Origin of the sequence: Inquilinus limosus DSM 16000 (assembly GCF_000423185.1) — a bacterium.
Lineage (GTDB): Bacteria > Pseudomonadota > Alphaproteobacteria > DSM-16000 > Inquilinaceae > Inquilinus > Inquilinus limosus.
Genome location: NZ_AUHM01000021.1, coordinates 99,466 through 117,023 on the forward strand (window position 1 = coordinate 99,466; position 17,558 = coordinate 117,023).

The 17,558-nt window shown below is 70.1% G+C and carries 16 protein-coding genes; 7 read left to right on the top strand and 9 right to left on the bottom strand.

Features of this window, described 5'->3' with window-relative positions; translation table 11 throughout:
* Positions 1-10 precede the first annotated feature (10 nt).
* From G537_RS0118970 to G537_RS0118980, 3 genes are all read right to left on the bottom strand, one after another.
* The gene (locus G537_RS0118970) at positions 11-1,258 is read right to left on the bottom strand and encodes an MgtC/SapB family protein (RefSeq protein WP_026871474.1); all 1,248 of its coding nucleotides are present in this window, start codon (positions 1,256-1,258) and stop codon (positions 11-13) included.
* A 16-nt stretch (positions 1,259-1,274) separates the two neighbouring features.
* Positions 1,275-2,729: an Asp-tRNA(Asn)/Glu-tRNA(Gln) amidotransferase subunit GatB gene (gatB, locus tag G537_RS0118975; RefSeq protein WP_026871475.1), complete on the bottom strand. Its 1,455-nt coding sequence runs from the start codon at positions 2,727-2,729 to the stop codon at positions 1,275-1,277.
* 83 nt (positions 2,730-2,812) lie between these two features.
* Positions 2,813-3,988, bottom strand: a complete 1,176-nt coding sequence (locus G537_RS0118980; RefSeq protein WP_026871476.1) for an NAD(P)/FAD-dependent oxidoreductase — start codon at positions 3,986-3,988, stop codon at positions 2,813-2,815.
* Positions 3,989-4,105: 117 nt separating this feature from the next.
* Between G537_RS0118980 and G537_RS0118985 the strand changes: the two genes are divergently transcribed.
* Positions 4,106-4,666, top strand: a complete 561-nt coding sequence (locus tag G537_RS0118985; protein WP_026871477.1) for a helix-turn-helix domain-containing protein — start codon at positions 4,106-4,108, stop codon at positions 4,664-4,666.
* Positions 4,667-4,681: 15 nt separating this feature from the next.
* On the opposite strand, the gene G537_RS0118990 is transcribed toward G537_RS0118985, so the two are convergent.
* The 5 genes from G537_RS0118990 to gatC all read right to left on the bottom strand — a co-directional run bounded on the left by G537_RS0118990 (position 4,682) and on the right by gatC (position 8,496).
* Complete coding sequence (locus G537_RS0118990) at positions 4,682-5,248, bottom strand: NADPH-dependent FMN reductase (RefSeq protein ID WP_026871478.1); 567 nt, start codon at positions 5,246-5,248, stop codon at positions 4,682-4,684.
* Positions 5,249-5,324: 76 nt separating this feature from the next.
* Entirely contained in the window at positions 5,325-6,134 is an 810-nt protein-coding gene (locus G537_RS0118995; RefSeq protein ID WP_026871479.1) for a class I SAM-dependent methyltransferase, read from the bottom strand.
* A 99-nt stretch (positions 6,135-6,233) separates the two neighbouring features.
* Positions 6,234-6,731 (bottom strand): GNAT family N-acetyltransferase, encoded by a 498-nt coding sequence (locus G537_RS44295; RefSeq protein WP_162146127.1) that lies wholly within the window; start codon positions 6,729-6,731, stop codon positions 6,234-6,236.
* 2 nt (positions 6,732-6,733) lie between these two features.
* Positions 6,734-8,209 carry an Asp-tRNA(Asn)/Glu-tRNA(Gln) amidotransferase subunit GatA gene (gene gatA / locus G537_RS0119005; RefSeq protein ID WP_026871481.1) on the bottom strand — a complete coding sequence of 492 codons (1,476 nt, stop codon included), beginning with the start codon at positions 8,207-8,209 and terminating at the stop codon, positions 6,734-6,736.
* Entirely contained in the window at positions 8,209-8,496 is a 288-nt protein-coding gene (gene gatC, locus G537_RS0119010; protein WP_026871482.1) for an Asp-tRNA(Asn)/Glu-tRNA(Gln) amidotransferase subunit GatC, read from the bottom strand. The genes gatA and gatC overlap by 1 nt, the downstream gene beginning before the upstream one ends.
* A gap of 101 nt (positions 8,497-8,597) precedes the next feature.
* Here gatC and ruvX point away from each other — a divergent pair, with 101 nt between their 5' ends.
* The 3 genes from ruvX (at position 8,598) to G537_RS43740 (ending at position 11,090) form a co-directional block, all read left to right on the top strand.
* Entirely contained in the window at positions 8,598-9,065 is a 468-nt protein-coding gene (gene ruvX / locus G537_RS0119015) for a Holliday junction resolvase RuvX (RefSeq protein WP_026871483.1), read from the top strand.
* Positions 9,066-9,177: 112 nt separating this feature from the next.
* The gene (locus tag G537_RS42995; protein ID WP_081688906.1) at positions 9,178-10,584 is read left to right on the top strand and encodes an HD domain-containing protein; all 1,407 of its coding nucleotides are present in this window, start codon (positions 9,178-9,180) and stop codon (positions 10,582-10,584) included.
* Positions 10,572-11,090 (top strand): hypothetical protein, encoded by a 519-nt coding sequence (locus tag G537_RS43740; RefSeq protein ID WP_026871484.1) that lies wholly within the window; start codon positions 10,572-10,574, stop codon positions 11,088-11,090. The genes G537_RS42995 and G537_RS43740 overlap by 13 nt, the downstream gene beginning before the upstream one ends.
* 7 nt (positions 11,091-11,097) lie before the next feature.
* Here the strand turns inward: G537_RS43740 and G537_RS0119030 are convergent, their stop codons facing one another.
* On the bottom strand, positions 11,098-12,435 hold the full coding sequence (locus tag G537_RS0119030) for an aminotransferase-like domain-containing protein (protein ID WP_034852223.1): 1,338 nt from the start codon (positions 12,433-12,435) through the stop codon (positions 11,098-11,100).
* A gap of 132 nt (positions 12,436-12,567) precedes the next feature.
* On the opposite strand from G537_RS0119030, the gene G537_RS0119035 reads away from it, so the two are divergent.
* The 3 genes from G537_RS0119035 to G537_RS0119045 all read left to right on the top strand — a co-directional run bounded on the left by G537_RS0119035 (position 12,568) and on the right by G537_RS0119045 (position 17,549).
* Positions 12,568-12,771: a DUF1127 domain-containing protein gene (locus tag G537_RS0119035; RefSeq protein ID WP_026871486.1), complete on the top strand. Its 204-nt coding sequence runs from the start codon at positions 12,568-12,570 to the stop codon at positions 12,769-12,771.
* An 83-nt stretch (positions 12,772-12,854) separates the two neighbouring features.
* Positions 12,855-13,283 (top strand): DUF1795 domain-containing protein, encoded by a 429-nt coding sequence (locus tag G537_RS0119040; protein WP_026871487.1) that lies wholly within the window; start codon positions 12,855-12,857, stop codon positions 13,281-13,283.
* Between the two features lie 21 nt (positions 13,284-13,304).
* Entirely contained in the window at positions 13,305-17,549 is a 4,245-nt protein-coding gene (locus tag G537_RS0119045) for an RHS repeat-associated core domain-containing protein (RefSeq protein WP_026871488.1), read from the top strand.
* The last annotated feature ends 9 nt before the right edge of the window (positions 17,550-17,558 follow it).

Here is a 17,558-nt window from a genome sequence, read left to right on the forward strand (position 1 = left end):
TCCGCCTCCTTCACGTCGCCGAGAGGGCCATGCCGGCGACGCCGGCGGCCAGCATCGCGGCCGTCGCCGGCAGGATGCGCAGCGCCATCACCCGGCCGCCCAGGACGACGGCGAGGCCGGCCTTGACCAGGGTGTTCACCCCGGCCGCGATCAGCACCACCGCGGCGCCGGCCGCGACACCCAGCCCGCCCTGGGTCAGCCGCGCCGCCGACAGGGTGATGGCGTCGACATCCGCCAGGCCGGAGACGGCGGCGAGAAGATAGAGGCCGGCGACGCCGAGATACTCGTCCAGCAGCTTCGAGAGCACCAGCACGGCCACGATCAGCGCCACGATCTTCAGCGCCGACCAGAGATCCAGCGGGTTGCCGAGCGGGGGCGCCTCGCTGGTCCTTTCGGAGGCGGCCCGCCACAGCCACAGGCCGAAGCCGACCGCCACCGCCGCGGCCCCGACGAGGGACGCCGCCAGGGCCAGGGCCAGCGGCGGATGCAGGACCAGGACCAGCACACCGATACGGATCACCATCACCGCCCAGGCGGCGACGATGCCGGCGGCCAGCGCCGGTGCCGCCTGCGGCGCGGCCCGCGCCTGGCGGGCGAAGACCAGGGTCAGCGCGGTGGAGGAGGCGAGGCCTCCCAGCAGCCCGGTCAGCAGCGTCCCGACCCGGGGGCCGGCGATGCGCACGGCGGCGTAGCCGGCGAAGGACAGGCCGGCGACCAGCACCACCAGCCACCAGATCCTGGCCGGGTTGATCGCGCCCCACGGGTCGAGCGTCCGGTCCGGCAGGAAGGGCGGCACCACCACCGCGATCAGCAGGAACTGCAGCGCCGCCGCCGTCTCGGCCGGGGTGAAACGCTCCAGCCAGCCGTGCAGCCGGGCCTTCTCGCGCAGCAGCAGGGCCACGACCACGGCGCCGCCCACGCCGGCCAGGTCGTGCCCGATCCCGGCGGCGGCGCCGAGCAGGGCCGTGACCAGCATCGCGACCTCGGTGGTCAGGCCGAGGCTGCCCTGCTCGCGCCAATAAGCCGCCAGCATGTAGGCCCCGATCCCGGCCAGGAACAGCAGCAGCGGACCGGGGCCGAGATCCGGCGCCAGGAAGACGGCGAGGCCGCCGCCGAAGCCGGTGATGGCGAAGGTGCGCAAGCCGGCGGCGCGGCGGCCCTCGGGCCGGTCCCGGTCGGTCCAGCCGCGCTCCAGCCCGATGATCAGGCCGACGGCCAGGGCAGCGCCGAGGCGGATGGCGACGGTCAGATCGTCCATCCGCCGCGCTCTCCGGTCAGCCGTTCAGCTTGGTCTTGAGGAGCTCGTTCAGCAGCGCGGGGTTGGCCTTGCCGCCCGTCGCCTTCATCACCTGGCCGACGAAGAAGCCGAACAGCTTGTCCTTGCCCGAGCGGTATTCGGCCACCTTGTCGGCCTGCGCCGCCAGCACCTGGTCGATCACCGCCTCGATCGCGCCGGTGTCGGTGACCTGCTTCAGCCCCTTGGCCTCGACGATGGCGGCGGCGTCCTGGCCGGTCTCCATCATCTCGGCGAAGACGTCCTTGGCGATGCGGCCGGAGATGGTGTTGTCGGCGATCAGGTCGATCAGCCCGCCGAGCTGCTCGGCCGAGACCGGGCTGTCCTCGATCTCCTTGCCGGCCTTGGCCAGGCCGCCGAACAGCTCGTTGATCACCCAGTTCGCCGCCAGCTTCGGGTCGCGGCCCTTGGCCGCGCGCTCGTAGAAGAAGGCCTTGGCCTGCTCCGCCACCAGCACGCCGGCATCATAGGCCGATAGGCCGTATTCGGCCATGAAGCGGGCCTTCTTCTCGTCCGGCAGCTCCGGCAGGGTCGTGGCGATGCGCTCGACGAAGCCGTCCTCCAGCACCAGCGGCAGCAGGTCCGGGTCGGGGAAGTAGCGGTAATCGTGCGCCTCCTCCTTGCTGCGCAGCGACCGCGTCTCGCCCTTGTTCGGGTCCCACAGCCGGGTCTCCTGGTCGACCGTGCCGCCGCCCTCGATGATCTCGACCTGGCGCTTCGCCTCGTGCTCGATCGCGGCCATGACGTGGCGGATCGAGTTCACGTTCTTGACCTCGCAGCGGGTGCCGTAGGAGGTGTCGCCGACCTTGCGCACCGACACGTTGACGTCGCAGCGCATGGAGCCTTCCTCCATGTTGCCGTCGCAGGTGCCGAGATAGCGCAGGATCGAGCGCAGCTTGCGCAAGTAAGCCGCGGCGTCATCCGGGCTGCGCAGGTCGGGCTCCGACACGATCTCCATCAGCGCCACGCCCGACCGGTTCAGGTCGACGAAGGTCTCGCGCGGCGACTGGTCGTGCAGGCTCTTGCCCGCGTCCTGCTCGAGATGCAGCCGGGTGATGCCGACCGTGCGCGTCGACCCGTCGGGCAGGTCGAGCACGATCTCGCCATGGCCGATGATCGGGTCCTTGTACTGGCTGATCTGATAGCCCTGCGGCAGGTCGGCGTAGAAGTAGTTCTTCCGGTCGAACACCGAGCGGCGGTTGATCTGCGCCTTGAGGCCGAGCCCGGTCTTGACCGCCTGCTCGACGCAATAGTCGTTGATCACCGGCAGCATGCCGGGCATGGCGGCGTCGACCAGGCTGACCTGGCTGTTCGGGGCCGCGCCGAAATCGGTCGCCGCGCCGGAGAACAGCTTGGCCTTGGAGATGACCTGGGCATGGACCTCGAGCCCGATCACCGTCTCCCAGGCGCCCGTCTCACCCTCGATCGTGTACATGGAACCGCTCGCTCAACCTTCCGAAAGCGACGACAGGGAGCGCGGAAGGGGCATCGGTGTCAAGGATTTCGGCGGCGCCGCCGTCACACCACGTTCAGCTCGACGATCGGCCGGTTCTCCAGGATGCGGGTGAAGGCGAAGGGCGACAGGTCGAGGCTGCGGAAGCCGCCATAAGCGATCAGCTCGGCCACGCCGCGGCCGGCGGCGGGCGACTGCTGCAGCCCGTGGCCGGAGAAGCCGTTGGCGAAGATCAGGTTCGGCAGGTCGGGATGCGGCCCGATCACGGCGTTGTGGTCGACCGTGTTCATCTCGTAATGGCCGGCCCAGGCATTCACCACCTTCAGGCTCTCGAAGGCCGGCACCCGCTCCGCCAGCGCCGGCCACATCATCTCGTCGAACAGGCCGTGGTCGACCGTCAGGTCCTCGGTGTCCGGGTCCTCGCCCTGGGGCGGGGCGCCGCAGATGAACAGGTTGCCCTCGGGCCGGAACCAGACGCCGCTGGGGTCGATCACCAGCGGACAGTCCGGCAGGGTCTGCCGGCAGTCGAAGACGAAGACGCAGCGCTTGCGGCCCTCGACCGGCAGATCGATTCCGGCCAGCGCCGCGACCTTGCCGGCCTGCGGTCCGGCAGCGTTGACCAGCGTGCCGCAGGCGATGCGGCCGCCGCCCGCCAGGGTGACGCCGGCGACCCGGCCGCCGGCGCGGTCGATGCCGGTCACCGTGTCGGTGATGTAGGTGGCGCCGAGCGACCGGGCCTTGCGCTTGAAAGCCTGCAGCAGGCTGTAGCCGTCGAACCAGCCCTCGCCGGCGAGGCCGAGGGAGCCGGCGGCGAGCCCATCGACGTTCAGCCAGGGAAAGCGCTCGGCCAGCCGGCCCGGCGCCATCAGGTCGACGGCGACGCCCTCCCCCACCTGCATCTCGTGGTTCTGCCGCAGCACCGGCAGCCCGGCCGGGGTGGCGAGGAACAGATAGCCCTTCTCGTGGAAGCCGAAATCCGGCACCTCGCCCTCGACCTCGAGCCAGCGCTCCGGGTGCTTCAGCACCTCCAGCCCGAAGCGCGACACCGCGACGTTGAACGGGGTCGAGAACTGCTGCCGGATCGAGGAGGCGGAGAGCGCCGAGGAGGCGGTGCGGTAGGTCGGGTCGCGCTCGACCACCGCGACCGTGCCGTCGAAGCCCGGCTCCAGCATCAGGAAACAGGCGATGGCGCTGCCGATCGCGCCCCCGCCGATGATGACCACGTCGAAGCTGTCCGCCATGCCCGCACCCTGTCCGGAGTTTCCCGACTCCTACGCCGCCGTCCGCGGCTCCGCAATCTGGATTTTTCCGATCGGAAACAGATGCGGAGCGCGGCGGCGCATGCTTAGCTGCGGCGCATGGACAGCGATGCCCCCCAGAGCCTCGGCCCGCGGCTGAAGGCGCTGCGCCGGACCCGCGGCTGGACGCTGGAGGCCGCGTCCGAGCGCACCGGCCTGGCCAAGTCGACCCTGTCGAAGATCGAGAACGGCCGGATGTCGCCGACCGTCGAGGTGCTGCTGAAGCTGTCGCAGGGCTTCGGCGTCGACCTGGCCGGGCTGTTCGGAGAGGCCCGGCCGGACCCGGCCGCGCGCAGCCTGACCCGGGCCGGCGCCGGGCCGCGGCACGAGACCCGCAGCTACAGCCACGAGCTGCTGGCGGCCGATCTGGCGGGCAAGCGCATCACCCCGGTGCGGGCGCGGGTCAAGGCCCGCACCCTGCTGGATTACGGGCCGCTCGACCGGCACGAAGGCCAGCAGTTCCTGCTGGTGCTGTCCGGCGCGGTGACGATGCATTTCGCCGGCGAGGCGCCGTGCCGCCTGGCCGCCGGCGACAGCCTCTATTTCGACGCCCGCACCCCGCATGCCTGCCTCGCGGACGGGCCGGAGGAGGCGGAGATCCTGTGGATCCATGCGGGGTGAGGCGCGGCGCGCCTCCTACTTCGCCCGCAGCGGCTTCAGCGCCTCGGCCCAGCGGGCCAGCTCGTCCAGCATCCCGGTCGCGGCCTTGACCTGGCCCTCGGGGACGTTGAGCCTGCCGTCGGCCACCGCGTTCCAGGCCATCGGGATCGCCACCGCCTCGGTCAGCGGCACCACCTTCAGCGTGGTCAGGGTCAGCTTCTCGACCTGGACCGAGCGCATGCCGCCCGACGCGCCGCCATAGCTGACGAAGCCGGCCGGCTTGTAGTTCCACTCCAGGTACAGGTAGTTCAGCGCGTTCAGCAGCGACGGCGGCGGGCCGAAATTGTATTCCGGCGTGACGAAGACGAAGGCGTCGGCGGCATCGACGCTGGCGGCCCACCGCTTGGTGTGCTCGTGCACATAGCGCTGCATCCGCGGATGCTCGGGCTCGTCGAACACCGGCAGCTCGAAATCCTTGAGGTCGACCAGAACGGCGTCGAACTTGCCGTGCGCGGCGGCGATGTCGTGGAACCAGGACGCGACCACGGGGCCGATCCGGGTCGGCCGGGTGCTGCAGATCACGGTGTGGAGCTTGAGCGGCACGGTAGTCTCCCGTTGCGGGTGCGAGTTGAGCTGAAGCCGCGATCTTTGCGGCCGCCGGCCGCCGGCGCAAGCGCGCCTATTCGGCCTCGTCCGGCCGGCGGGCGATCAGGGCCGTGGAGGTGACGACCTCGGTCAGCATGCCGTCGGCCGCATATTCCGCCGACAACGCCTCGATCTCGGCGAGCAGTTCCGCGGCGCGCGCGCCGATCCGCTCCGGCGCGGTGCTCGACATCGACAGGGTTCGGGCGGCCAGGGTGTCGGCCGGGATGCGCCGCCGCTCGATCACCGCCACCTCCTCCAGCCGGCCGAAGGGCGAGTCGAGCAGCACCGCGGTGTGGTTCGGCCAGTCCGGCGACTTGCGGAGCTGCCGGTCGGGGTCGTCTTCGGAATAGCGGTCGAGCAGCTCGCGATAGGTCTGGACCCAGCGGTTGTCCGGCACCTTCGGGTGGTCGTCATGAATCAGCACCACGGCGCCGCCGGGATCGATCATCGCGTCGAGCCGGCGCAGCGTCTCGGCCCGGTCCATCCAGTGGAAGGACCGGCCCATCGTCACCAGCCGGAAGCGGCCGAATTGCGGCCCCAGATCGTAGGAGCTGCCCTGATGCCAGGTGACCCGGACGCCGGCCCGTTCGGCCGCCTCCGCCGCCACCGCGAGCATCTCCGGCTCCGGATCGATGCCGACCACCTCGCCGGCCAGGGGCGCCAGGGCGACGGCGATCTGCCCCGGCCCGCAGCCGAGATCCATCACCCGGTGGTCGGGGCCGAGGCCGAGGCCGCAGGTCCGGGCGATGCGCGGGAACAGGCCGGCGGCATAGGGCGGCCGGCCCTGCAGGTAGTGGGCGGCCGCGGTACGGAACCGCCGCGGCATGAAGGGAATCGTGGTCATGGACCGGCCTCCTGCGTCTGTGCCGGCGCCCCTTCCCTGCGCCTTCACCCTCGGATAGCAGGATTCGATGACCGGCCGAAGACGGCGGAGCGACGCGGCTCAGAGGAACCGGATGCGCAGCTCGTCGTCGTAGGCCCGGTCGCCGATCCGCAGCGCCCCGGGCTCGACGCCATAGACGGTGAAGCCGTGCCGGTCGTAGAGGCGGCGGGCCGGCTCGGCCTCGGTGATCACGGCCAGCAGCACCGCGTCGAGGCCTTCCGCCCGGGCGTGGTCCAGCACCGCCTCGACCAGCGCGTCGGCGGCGCCGGTGCCGCGCGCCTCGGGGCGCACATACATCCGCACCAGCGTGCCCCGGTGGCGGCGCTTGGTCGAGGTCTCGCGGGCCAGCCCGGCGAGGCCGAGCAGTCGGCCGTCGCGCTCGGCCGCGAAGGTCGGCACCTCGACCACGCGCCGGACGAAATCGTCCAGCGACAGCTTCGCCTCGTCCGCATAGGTGGAGCCGAACGCCTCCGGATGACGCTCCAGCCCCTCCAGCCGGATCTCGCGATAGGCCGCGGCATCCGCGGGGCCGAGCCGGCGGATGACGAAGCCCGTCACGATCAGGAGATGGTCTGCGGCAGGGCGGTGAAGCCGGCCGCCTGCTCCATCACCCCGGCGACGCGCAGCACCGTCTCCTCGTCGAAGGGCCTGCCGAGCAGCTGCAGGCCCAGCGGCAGCCCGTCGTCGCCGAGGCCGGCCGGCACCGAGATGCCGGGCAGCCCGGCCAGCGAGGCCGGCACGGTGAACACGTCGTTGAGATACATCGCGATCGGGTCGTCCTGCTTCTCGCCGATGGCGAAGGCGGTGGACGGCGCGGTCGGCGTCAGGATCACGTCGCAGCGCTTGTACGCCTCGGTGAAGTCGCGGGCGATCAGCGTCCGCAGCTTCTGCGCCTTGGTGTAGTAGGCGTCGTAATAGCCGGCCGACAGCACATAGGTGCCGATCATGATGCGGCGCTTCACCTCGCGGCCAAAGCCGGCGGCGCGGGTGTTCTCGTACAGCTCGTTCAAGGACCCGCCGGTCTCGCGCAGGCCGTAGCGCACGCCGTCGTAGCGCGCCAGGTTCGACGACGCCTCCGCCGGGGCGACGATGTAGTAGGTCGGCAGCGCGTATTTCGTGTGCGGCAGCGAGACCTCGACGATCTCCGCCCCCGCCGTGCGCAGCCACTCGGCGCCCTGCTGCCAGACGCGCTCGATCTCCGCCGGCATGCCGTCGACGCGGTATTCCTTCGGGATGCCGACCTTGAGGCCGCGGACGTCGCCGGTCAGCGCCGCCTCGAAATCCGGCACGGCCATGTCGACGCTGGTCGAATCCTTCGGGTCGAAGCCGGCCATCGAGCGCAGCATGATCGCGGCGTCCCGCACCGTGCGGGTCATCGGCCCGGCCTGGTCGAGCGAGGAGGCGAAGGCGACCACGCCCCAGCGCGAGCAGCGGCCATAGGTCGGCTTGATGCCGACGATGCCGGTGAAGGCGGCGGGCTGGCGGATCGACCCGCCGGTGTCGGTGCCGGTCGCCGCGAGCGCGACGCGGGCCGCGACCGAGGCGGCGGAGCCGCCGGAGGAGCCGCCCGGCACCAGCTTGGCGTTGCCGCCGTCCTGCCGCCGCCACGGGTTCTCGACATTGCCGAAGGCCGAGGTGATGTTGGCCGAGCCCATGGCGAACTCGTCCATGTTCAGCTTGCCCAGCATCACCGCGCCGTCGCGCCACAGATGGCTGGTGACGGTCGATTCATAGGGCGGCACGAAGTTGCCGAGGATCCGGCTGGCCGCCGTGGTCCGCACGCCTTCGGTGCAGAACAGGTCCTTGATGGCGATCGGCAGGCCTTCCAGCGGGCCGCCCTCGCCCCGCGCCAGGCGGGCGTCGGAGGCCTTGGCCATCTCCAGCGCCTTGTCCGGCGTCTCGGTGATGAAGGCGTTGAGCTCGCGCAGGCTCTCCATGGCCTGGATATGCGCCGTGGTCAGCTCGACCGAGGAGATCTCGCGCTTCTGCAGCGCGTCGCGCGCGCCGGCGAGGGTCAGATGGGTCGGTTTCGACATCACTCGACCACCTTCGGCACGGTGAAGAACCCGGCCTTGGCCGAGGGCGCGTTGGCCAGAATCTTCTCGGGATAGCCGCCGTCGGTCACCTCGTCCGGCCGGCGCCGCAGCCCCTGCTGCGCCACGCTGGTCATCGGCTCGACCCCGTCGGTGTTCACCTCGGCCAGTTGCTCGACGAAGTCCAGGATCTTGGACAATTCGCCGGTCATGGAATCGAGGTCCGCCTCGTCCAGGCGGATGCGGGCCAAATGCGCAATCTTCGCGACGGTGGCTCTGTCGAGCGACATGTCGTAGTCATCTCCGGGGATCGGAGGCCGCCCCGGGCCGGCATGGGGCCGGAACCGCGGGGGACGGCCGACGGCAAGCGGCGCGGAAGGTATCACCCGATATGGCGGTCTGCAATCTTCGCGACCTGAAGGCCCTGCTGCCCCCTGGCGGGCGGCTGATCGGCCTCGACCTAGGCGAGAAGACGATCGGCATGGCGGTGTCCGACCCCGGTCTGTCGCTGGCCTCCCCGATCGGCACCATCCGCCGCACCAAGTTCACGCCGGATGCGAAGGAGCTGCTGCGCATCGTCGACGACCGCGGCGTCGCCGGCCTCGTCATCGGCCTGCCGGTCAACATGGACGGCAGCGAGGGGCCGCGCTGCCAGTCGGTGCGCGCCTTCGCCCGCGACCTGCTGAAGCTGCGGGACCTGCCGATCGCCTTCTGGGACGAGCGGCTGTCGACCATGGCGGTGCAGCGCCAGATGATCGATTTCGACGTCACCCGGAAGAAGCGGGCCAAGGCCGTGGACACCGCCGCCGCCGCCTGGATCCTGCAGGGCGCTCTGGACGCGCTGCGGTTCGGGGGGTGAGAGCGTATTGAGCCGACCCGTTTTGACAGGTCCAAGACCGAAACTCGACGCCGACAAGGCCCGATGCGTAAGATCATCCTGCTAGAGGTCGTTTCAATTTTACAGGCAAAATATGAAGGATCAGCGCATTCGAGATCCGCTGCATGATCTCATCGAGTTTTCCAAGCACTCGGAGCTTGAGCGCGCCCTTTGGAAAGTTATACAGACGCGCCCGTTCCAGCGCCTGCGACGGATAAAGCAGCTTGGCTTTTCCGACATGATTTATCCAGGCGCGAGCCACTCCCGGTTCGCTCATAGCATTGGAGTCTTCCACACGGCTCGGCAACTGATGGAAATCGTTGCACGACACAAAGAGGCGCGGAGTCAGACAAGAGAGAATCATGCATTAGCGGCAGCGCTCGTCCACGATCTCGGACATGGTCCTTTCAGCCATGCCTTCGAAACCGTCGGAAAGAAACTCGGATTGGCGCTGGCGGAACATGAAGAGATGAGCGAACGGGTAATTCGAGATAGCGAGGTCACGAAGATTTTTGACGAGGAAATGGGGAAGGGCTTTGCGGGCGAGGTAGCCGACCTGATCCGAAAACGCGGCAAGCAGACTGTTTACACGGCGGTCGTGTCAAGCCAGTTCGATGCCGACCGGCTCGATTACATGCAGCGCGATCGATTGATGACCGGTACTCGACACGCGGGAATCGATTTTAACTGGCTGATCGCAAATCTTGAGATCGCATCGGTCCGGACCGGGGTCGACCGGACAAGCGTTGGTGAGGTGGAGACCTTCGTTCTGGGGCCGAAGGCGATTCACGCGGCCGAAGCATTTGTCCTCGGACTTTTCCAACTCTACCCCACAGTCTATCTGCACAAGACGACCCGAGGCGCGGAAAGGCTGTTCACAGAACTTCTGGTACAAGTCGTCCATCTGGTCAGAGATGATGCAGTCGATGCCGTGGGGTTGCCGACCAACCACCCGCTGATCCGCTTCGCCCGTCAGCCGAATGATCTCGAGACAGCGTTGAAGCTGGACGATACGGCCGTCTGGGGAGCCTTGTCCCAGATGACCGATGCAAGCGATCCTCTCATTTCCGACTTCTCAAGACGATTGAGGGACCGAGATCTTTATCGCTGCATCGATATCAGAGTCATAGTCACGCACAAACTCAACCCTAGAGGGAAAGACGACGATCTTCTCCGCCAACAAGTCGAACGATGCTGCACCAATATAAGGAATAGAATAGAGGAAAGCATTCTCAACAAGATCTCCGCGCCGCCGACGATTCTTCTTGACGAGACCAAAAGATCTCCATATAAGTCCAGCGAGGAAGTCGAAGGGCCGCTCGATCGCATCAACATTCGGACGGATGGCGGCAACCTAGTCGATCTTAGAGAGCGATCAAGTGTTGTTCGCTCCCTCGAGACATATAAATTGTTTCGTGCCTATATAGGGCGTGATGATACGGAAACATCGGACACGGTCATGAAGATCATCGGCGAGGAGGTCAGCGCATGTCGAAGCTGAGCGCCTTGAGAGCCACAAGAATCGTGCGTGACGCCGGCGGCAAGATCGTCGGACGCACACGGCTTCAGAAAATCGCCTATCTTTTGACCGTGACCGGCCTCGAAGAGGGGTTCCGTTTTGCTTATAAGCATTACGGCCCTTATAGTGAGGAACTTGCTCAGGCTGCCGAGGATGCAAGCCTACTCGGCCACCTTCGCGAGGAGCAGCATCAGGCCGACTGGGGCGGCATCTATTCCATTTATTCGGCCGGAACGGATTCGTCGGACGAGCCGCCGCTTCCCGCGCGACGTCGGATCTTGGATGCGACGGTCAAAGCGGATGCGGTTGTGCTGGAATTGGCCGCAACCGCTATTTTACTAGCCAAGGAAGGTCATTCCTCGCCTTGGGATGAAACCGAACGCCGCAAACCCGAAAAGGCGGAGGGTGGACGGATCGGGAAGGCGAAGGAACTCTATCTCCAGCTCAAGAAGATCGAGACACCGATCGCGTTGCCCGAGATAGCCTGACCCTCCTCTAATCCACCGCGATCTGGTCCGGATCGGTTCGTGCCAGCCGGGCCAGGGTCGCCAGCGCCTCGCGCAGCACCTCGTGCGGCGGCGAGGCCAGGGCCAGCCGCACCGCGGCCGGCGCATGGCCGGGGCCGGCGGCATAGGCCGGGCCGGAGGTCAGGGCGATGCCCTTGCGGGCCGCGGCGGCGGCGAAGGCCTCCGCCCGCCAGCCCTCCGGCAGCTCGAGCCAGAGGTGGTAGGCGCGCGGGTCGCCCCGCGCCTCCAGCCCGTCCAGCGCCTGCCGGGCGATCGCCTGGCGCGTCCGGGCGTCCTGCCGCTTCTCGGCCACCAGCGCCGCCACCGTGCCGTCGGCCATCCAGCGCGACGCCGCCTCGAGCGCCAGTCCGCCCGGGCTCCAGGGGCCGGAGCGGATGGCCGCGACCATCGGCTCGACCAGGTCGCGCGGCGGCACCGCGAAGCCCAGCGTCAGCCCCGGCGCCAGGCGCTTCGACAGGCTGTCGACCACGATCGCATGGTCCGGCGCCAGCGCCGCCAGCGGCACCTCATCGGCCAGGAAGCTGAACACCCGGTCCTCGATCGCGACCAGGTCCAGCCGCCGCAGCAGCGCCGCCAGCGCCGCCCGCCGGCCCGGCGGCATCGACAGGCCGAGCGGGTTGTGCAGCACCGGCTGCAGATAGACCGCGCGCAGCGGCGCGGCGCGGTGCGCCGCCTCCAGCGCGTCCGGCCGCAGCCCTTCGTCGTCCATCGCGATCGGCACCAGCGCGATGCCCAGCCGGGCGGCGATGCCCTTGAACACCGGATAGGTCAGCGCCTCAACCCCGACCCGGCCGCCGACCGGTGCCAGCGCCGACAGCGCCGCCGCGATCGCCTGCCGGCCGTTGCCGGCGAACAGCACCTGCGCCGGCTCCGGCGCCCAGCCGGGCTGGGCCAGGAACTCCGCCGCGACCGCCCGCACCGCCCGGGTGCCGGCGGCCGGCACCGCCCGCAGCGCCAGGTCCAGCACGTCCGGGCGCAGCAGCCCCTGCAGCCCCTGCGCCAGGGCCGCCGGCTGGCCGGGCAGGATCGGGAAGCTGGATTCCAGGTTGATCGGCGCCTGCCAGGGCTCGGCCAGCACCGAGGCCGGCACCGGTGCCGCGGCGCGGACGAAGGTGCCGCGCCCGACCTCGCCCGACACCAGCCCGCGGCGCCGCAGCTCGGCATAGACCCGGGCGGCGGTGGAAGCGGCGATGCCGCGGCGATAGGCGAAGTCGCGCTGCGGCGGCAGCCGGTCGCCCGGGCGCCATTGCCCCGAGGCGATCTCGCCGGCGACATCGTCCGCAATGCGGCGGAAATCCTCAAGCATCCGAAATTGCTCCGAGAGCAATACTGTGATTGCACCGACATCATGCTCGGATCAATCATCGAATGCAATCCCGCAGCTGCGATGCCCGGGGCATGGTGCCCCCGCCGGCTGCGGGCCAACAGGAGACCTTCCATGTCGACGCGCGTTGTCGGGCGCGTTCCCGCCCTGCCCCGCCCCGCCGCCTTCGCCGGCCTGCGGCAGGTCCTCGGCCTGTGGCTGCGGCGCGCACGCACCCGACGCCATCTCGACGCGCTGACCGACCACGAGCTGCGCGACCTCGGCCTCGACCGCGGCGCCGCCGCGCGCGAGGCGGCGAAGCCGTTCTGGCGCGGCTGAGCCAAGCGCAGCGACACACTGTTGACACACCCCTCGGCTAGATGCGTCTTCCTGAGGCACAGGAATGATGTCGGAGCCGCATCGTGTATCACCTCCAGGAGGGCGTTCTGGACGTCCCGGCGGGCTGGGAGGACCAGTCGGTCAACGTGTTCGCGGCGCCGGGCGCCCATGGCGGCGGGCTGAGCTTCGTCGTCACCCGTGAGGCCCTGCCGGGCGGCCTGTCGATTCGCGACTATGGCGAGCGCGAGATCCGGCGGATGAGCAAGGAGACGAAGCAGTTCTCCCTGCTCGGCCGCCACCCGGTCGAGATCGCGGGCCAGACGGTCGACGCCTTTGAGGTCCGCTGGAAGAGCGAGCGCGGCCTGGTCCACCAGGTGATGGCGGCCGCCGAGGTGAACGGCCGGGTGATGATCTTCACCGCCACCATGCCGACCAGCATGCCCGCCGACACGCGCGACCGGATGCTGCGGGTGATGGCCAGCTTCCGCCTCTATTCCGACGCCGGCGCCTGACCGGAGCCGCGGGAGGGGGGAATGGGACGGGCGGCACGGATCGGCGACAAGGTCGCGCATTCCAACAAGCTGGCGGGGTTCCTGCTCGGCGCCGCGATCGGCGTCGCCGCGGGATTCGCGATCTTCGCCACGGTCGCGACCGGCGGCGTCGCCGCCTTCCTGTTCGCGGCCGTGCTCAGCGCCGGCGCCGCCTTCCTGGCGGAGGAGGCGGGCAAGGCGATCGGCGACATGATCATGGGGCCGCCGACAGGCGCCGTGACGGTCGGCGCCCCCACCGTCTTCGTCAACAGCCGCATGCTCGGCATCGCGGTCCAGGGCGCCGCCGCCTGCAGCAAGGAGAGCAGCCCGGCGACCCCGATCGCCCAGGGCTCCGAGACCGTCTTCGCCTGCAACTGGAACGCCGCCCGCAAGGACGACAAGATCCAGTGCGACGCCAAGATCATCGAGGGGTCGGACAACGTCTTCATCGGCGGGCCGCAGGCGACGCTGATGGAGATCGACGACGGCATCCCGGCCTGGGCGGAATGGGCGGTGATCGCCGCCGGCTTCATCGGCCCCGGCTTCTTCAAGGGCTTCGCCAAGCTGTTCGCCAAGGGCGGCGCCCGGGCGCTGGCGACCGGCGCCGCGGCGAGCCTGAGGGGCGCCGCCCGGGCGGTGACGGGGGCCGTCCGGGGCGCCGGGCGCGGCCTCAAGACCATGGCCGGCCGGATCGGCCGGTTCCTCGGCGATCCGGTCGACATGGCGACCGGCGACTATGTCGACATTCGCACCGACATCCTGATCCCCGGCCTGCTGCCGATCGAGCTGACCCGCGCCCACCGGTCGGGCTGCGACGCCGAAGGCAGCCTCGGCCGCCGCTGGTTCGACAGCTGGGGCCAGCATCTGCGCCTCGACCCCGAGGAGCAGCTGGTCCGCTGGGTCCGCGACGACACATCGGAATTCGCCTTTCCCTGGCCCGGGGACTGGGGCGACGGCGAGAACACGCTGCTGCCTACCCTGCGGCTGGAGATGCGCGGGCCGGAGGCGCGCATCGTCGACGTGGTCGACGGCCGCTGGTGGTCCTTCCCGGCGCCGGCGGACGGGCCGGCCCCGATCGCCGCGCTGGGCGACCGGCACGGCAACCGCATCGATTTCGACCGCGCCGACGGGGGCCGGCTGACCGCCGTGCGGCACAGCGACGGCCATCGCCTCGCCGTCGACACCGACGCCGCCGGGCGGCTGGCCGCCGTGCATCTGGTGGCCGAGCCGGTGGGCGGCGCCATGCCGCCCCTGTGCCTCGTCCGCTACGCCTACGACCGGCGCGGCCATCTGGCCCGGGTCGACGGCCTGTCGGCCGGCACCTTCCGATACCGGACCGACGACGAGGGCCGGATCACCCGCTGGGCCGACGGCGGCAAGACCTGGACCGAGATCGACTACGACGCCGCCGGCCGCGTGGTCGAGACCCGCTCGGCCCGCGGGCTGCACCACGACCGCTTCGAATACGACGACGCGGCGCGGATCTGCCGCATCGTCTCGGCGAGCGGCGCCGTGACCGGCTTCCGGCACGACGCGGCGGGGCGGATCGTCGAGCGCGTCGACGCGCTCGGCGGCACGGCGCGCCAGGAATGGACCGAGGCCGGCTGGCTCGCCGCCTATGTCGACGAGCTCGGCCGCCGCACCGAATACGCGCATGACCGCTTCGGCAACGTCACGCGCGTCACCCATCCCGACGGCCGGGTCGAGACCTTTCTCTACGACGCGCAGGGCCGGCCGGCCGCCTTCGTCGACCCGGCGGGGGCGCGCTGGTCGCTGAGCTATGACGAGGCCGGCAACCTGGTCTCGGCCGCCGATCCGCTCGGCGGCGCCGTCCAGTACAGCTACGACCCGCAGGGCCGCATCCGCGCGGTGGCCAGCTCGCCCGGCGCGGGCGCCGCGGTCGCGGTCACCCGGCCGGTCTACGACGCCGCCGGCCGGGTGGTCGCCGTCACCGATCCGGACGGCGCCGTCACCCTGTTCGAGCGCGACCGCCTGGGCCGCGTGGTGGCGCAGACCGATCCGCTCGGCGCCGTCACCCGCTATGTCTATGACGACCGGGGCAATCTGGCCGAGGCGATCCTGGCGGACGGCACCCGGATCGCGGCCGACCATGACGGCGAAGGCAATGTCACCGCGGTGACCGACGGCCGCGGCGCCGTCACCCGCTACGGCTACGGCGCCTTCGACCTGCTGCGCGAGGTGATCGACCCCGAAGGCGGCGTCTACCGCTACGAATACGACGGCGACGAGCGGCTGACGGCGATCGTCAACCCGAAGGGCGAGCGCGCGCTGCTGGCCTATGACCCGGCCGGCCGCCTGGCCGAGGAGACGGATTTCGCCGGCCGGCACTACCGCTATCGGCGCGACGCAGCCGGCCGGGTGGTGGAGCGGATCGAGCCGGACGGCAGCGTGCGGCGCTACGCCTATGACGATGGCGACCGGCTGGTGGAGGAGACCGCCGGGGGACGCCGGCGCCGCTTCGCCTATGACGAGCGGGGCCTGCCCGTCGCCGCCTCCCTGGACGGCCAGGTCACGGCCTGGGAGCGCGACGCGCTGGGCCGGGTGCTGAGCGAGACCCAGGGCGGCGCCATCCTCCGCTCCGCCTATCAGGGGGCGGGCGCGCGGATCGCGCTCGACTCGGCCTCCGGCACCACCCGATTCGCCTATGATCCGGCCGGCCGGCTGGCCGCCATCGGCCTCGGCGCCGAGGGCAGCCTGAGCTTCGCCTATGACGCGCTGGGGCGGGAGACCCGGCGCGCCGACCCGCGCGGCTTCGCCTTGGCCCAGCGCTGGGACGCTCTGGGCCGGCTGCGCGGGCAGCAGGCCGGGGCCGCCGGCGGCCGGCCGCTGATCGAGCGCCGCTGGGACTGGGACCGCGCCTCGAACCCGGTCGCGATCGCGGACAGCCGCTGGCCGACCCTGCACTACGCCTATGACGGCAACGGCCAGATCACCCACGCGGCGCCGGGGCGCCCGCATGGCAGCCGGCTGGTCGAGGCCTTCATCTACGACGCCGCCCGCAACCTGGCCGGCCGCGAGCGGGTCGAGCCGGATGCGGCGGACGCTTTGGCGGCAGGCTCGTCGGAGACGGCACCCGGCGGCGTGCAATGGCGCCGCGGCCGGGGCTGGACGCTGCTGCCGGGCGGCGCGGTGGCGCAGGCCGGGCGGACCCGGCATGTCTGGGACCGGCGGGGCCGGCTGGTCGAGAAGCACCGCGAGCAGCCGGGCTTCCGCCCCCGCGTCTGGCGCTTCGTCTGGGACGAGCTGGACCGGCTGGTGGCGGTCGAGACACCGGATCGCGGGCGCTGGATCTACGTCTACGACGCGCTGGACCGCCGGATCGAGAAGCGGCGGGAGGACGGCAGCGGCACCCGCTATGTCTGGGACGGCGACCTGGTGGTCGAGGAGCAGCCGATCGACCGCGAGGGCCGGCCCGATCCCGACGCGGCGGTGACCTGGACCTACGCCCCGGGCTCGCCGGTGCCGGTGGCGCGGCGGCAGGGCGGCCGGGTGTGGTACGTGGTCACCGACCAGGTCGGTGCGCCGCGCGAGCTGGTGACGGCGGATGGCCGCCTGGCCTGGGCCGCGGCCTACGACACCTGGGGCGCGGTGAACGAGAACGCGCCGGCGGCCCCGGACGCGGCGGCCGACTGCCCGATCCGCTTCCCCGGCCAGTGGCACGACGACGAGACCGGCCTGCACTACAACCGGCACCGGGTCTACGACCCCGAGACCGGGCAGTACCTCTCCCCGGACCCGATCGGCCTCGAGGGCGGGTTGCGGCCGCATGGTTACGTCGAGAGCCCGACCAACTGGGTTGATCCGCTGGGGCTGGCGGGATGCCCATGGAAAGCGCTGGCAAGCGAACGCATTGCAAAGGGCCTGCCCAAAGCCGGCTCCGCAGGAGATGACGCCACGATGGCGCTTCTGGAGATAGATGGAAAGCGCTTCTTTGGAGTAAATGCAAAGTATCAGGATCCGAGAAATTGGTTCTCCGGAAAGGTCAATGCGATTACCAAAACGCATGCCGAAGGAAATGCCGCACAAAACGCCATCGACGCAGGCCTTTCCGGGACTGCAAAGACAGCAGAGATGTGGGTAGATAGAGCGCTTTGTCCTTCTTGCGGGCGCGCAAATGGGATAGGTTCACTAGCCCGGGGGCTTGGCCTTGATTCGATTAAAGTTCATTCCCCCGACCCCAACGACCTATCGAAGATCGTTACACAGATCTTCAGACCACCAGCCTGAGGTTGAGCC

Bases quoted from the DNA above. Each gene is read 5' to 3' on its own strand.
- G537_RS0118970 (WP_026871474.1), bottom strand. From the start codon at position 1,258: ATGGACGATCTGACCGTCGCCATCCGCCTCGGCGCTGCCCTGGCCGTC.
- gatB (WP_026871475.1), bottom strand. From the start codon at position 2,729: ATGTACACGATCGAGGGTGAGACGGGCGCCTGGGAGACGGTGATCGGG.
- G537_RS0118980 (WP_026871476.1), bottom strand. From the start codon at position 3,988: ATGGCGGACAGCTTCGACGTGGTCATCATCGGCGGGGGCGCGATCGGC.
- G537_RS0118985 (WP_026871477.1), top strand. From the start codon at position 4,106: ATGGACAGCGATGCCCCCCAGAGCCTCGGCCCGCGGCTGAAGGCGCTG.
- G537_RS0118995 (WP_026871479.1), bottom strand. From the start codon at position 6,134: ATGACCACGATTCCCTTCATGCCGCGGCGGTTCCGTACCGCGGCCGCC.
- gatA (WP_026871481.1), bottom strand. From the start codon at position 8,209: ATGTCGAAACCGACCCATCTGACCCTCGCCGGCGCGCGCGACGCGCTG.
- gatC (WP_026871482.1), bottom strand. From the start codon at position 8,496: ATGTCGCTCGACAGAGCCACCGTCGCGAAGATTGCGCATTTGGCCCGC.
- ruvX (WP_026871483.1), top strand. From the start codon at position 8,598: ATGGCGGTCTGCAATCTTCGCGACCTGAAGGCCCTGCTGCCCCCTGGC.
- G537_RS42995 (WP_081688906.1), top strand. From the start codon at position 9,178: ATGAAGGATCAGCGCATTCGAGATCCGCTGCATGATCTCATCGAGTTT.
- G537_RS43740 (WP_026871484.1), top strand. From the start codon at position 10,572: ATGTCGAAGCTGAGCGCCTTGAGAGCCACAAGAATCGTGCGTGACGCC.
- G537_RS0119030 (WP_034852223.1), bottom strand. From the start codon at position 12,435: ATGCTTGAGGATTTCCGCCGCATTGCGGACGATGTCGCCGGCGAGATC.
- G537_RS0119035 (WP_026871486.1), top strand. From the start codon at position 12,568: ATGTCGACGCGCGTTGTCGGGCGCGTTCCCGCCCTGCCCCGCCCCGCC.
- G537_RS0119045 (WP_026871488.1), top strand. From the start codon at position 13,305: ATGGGACGGGCGGCACGGATCGGCGACAAGGTCGCGCATTCCAACAAG.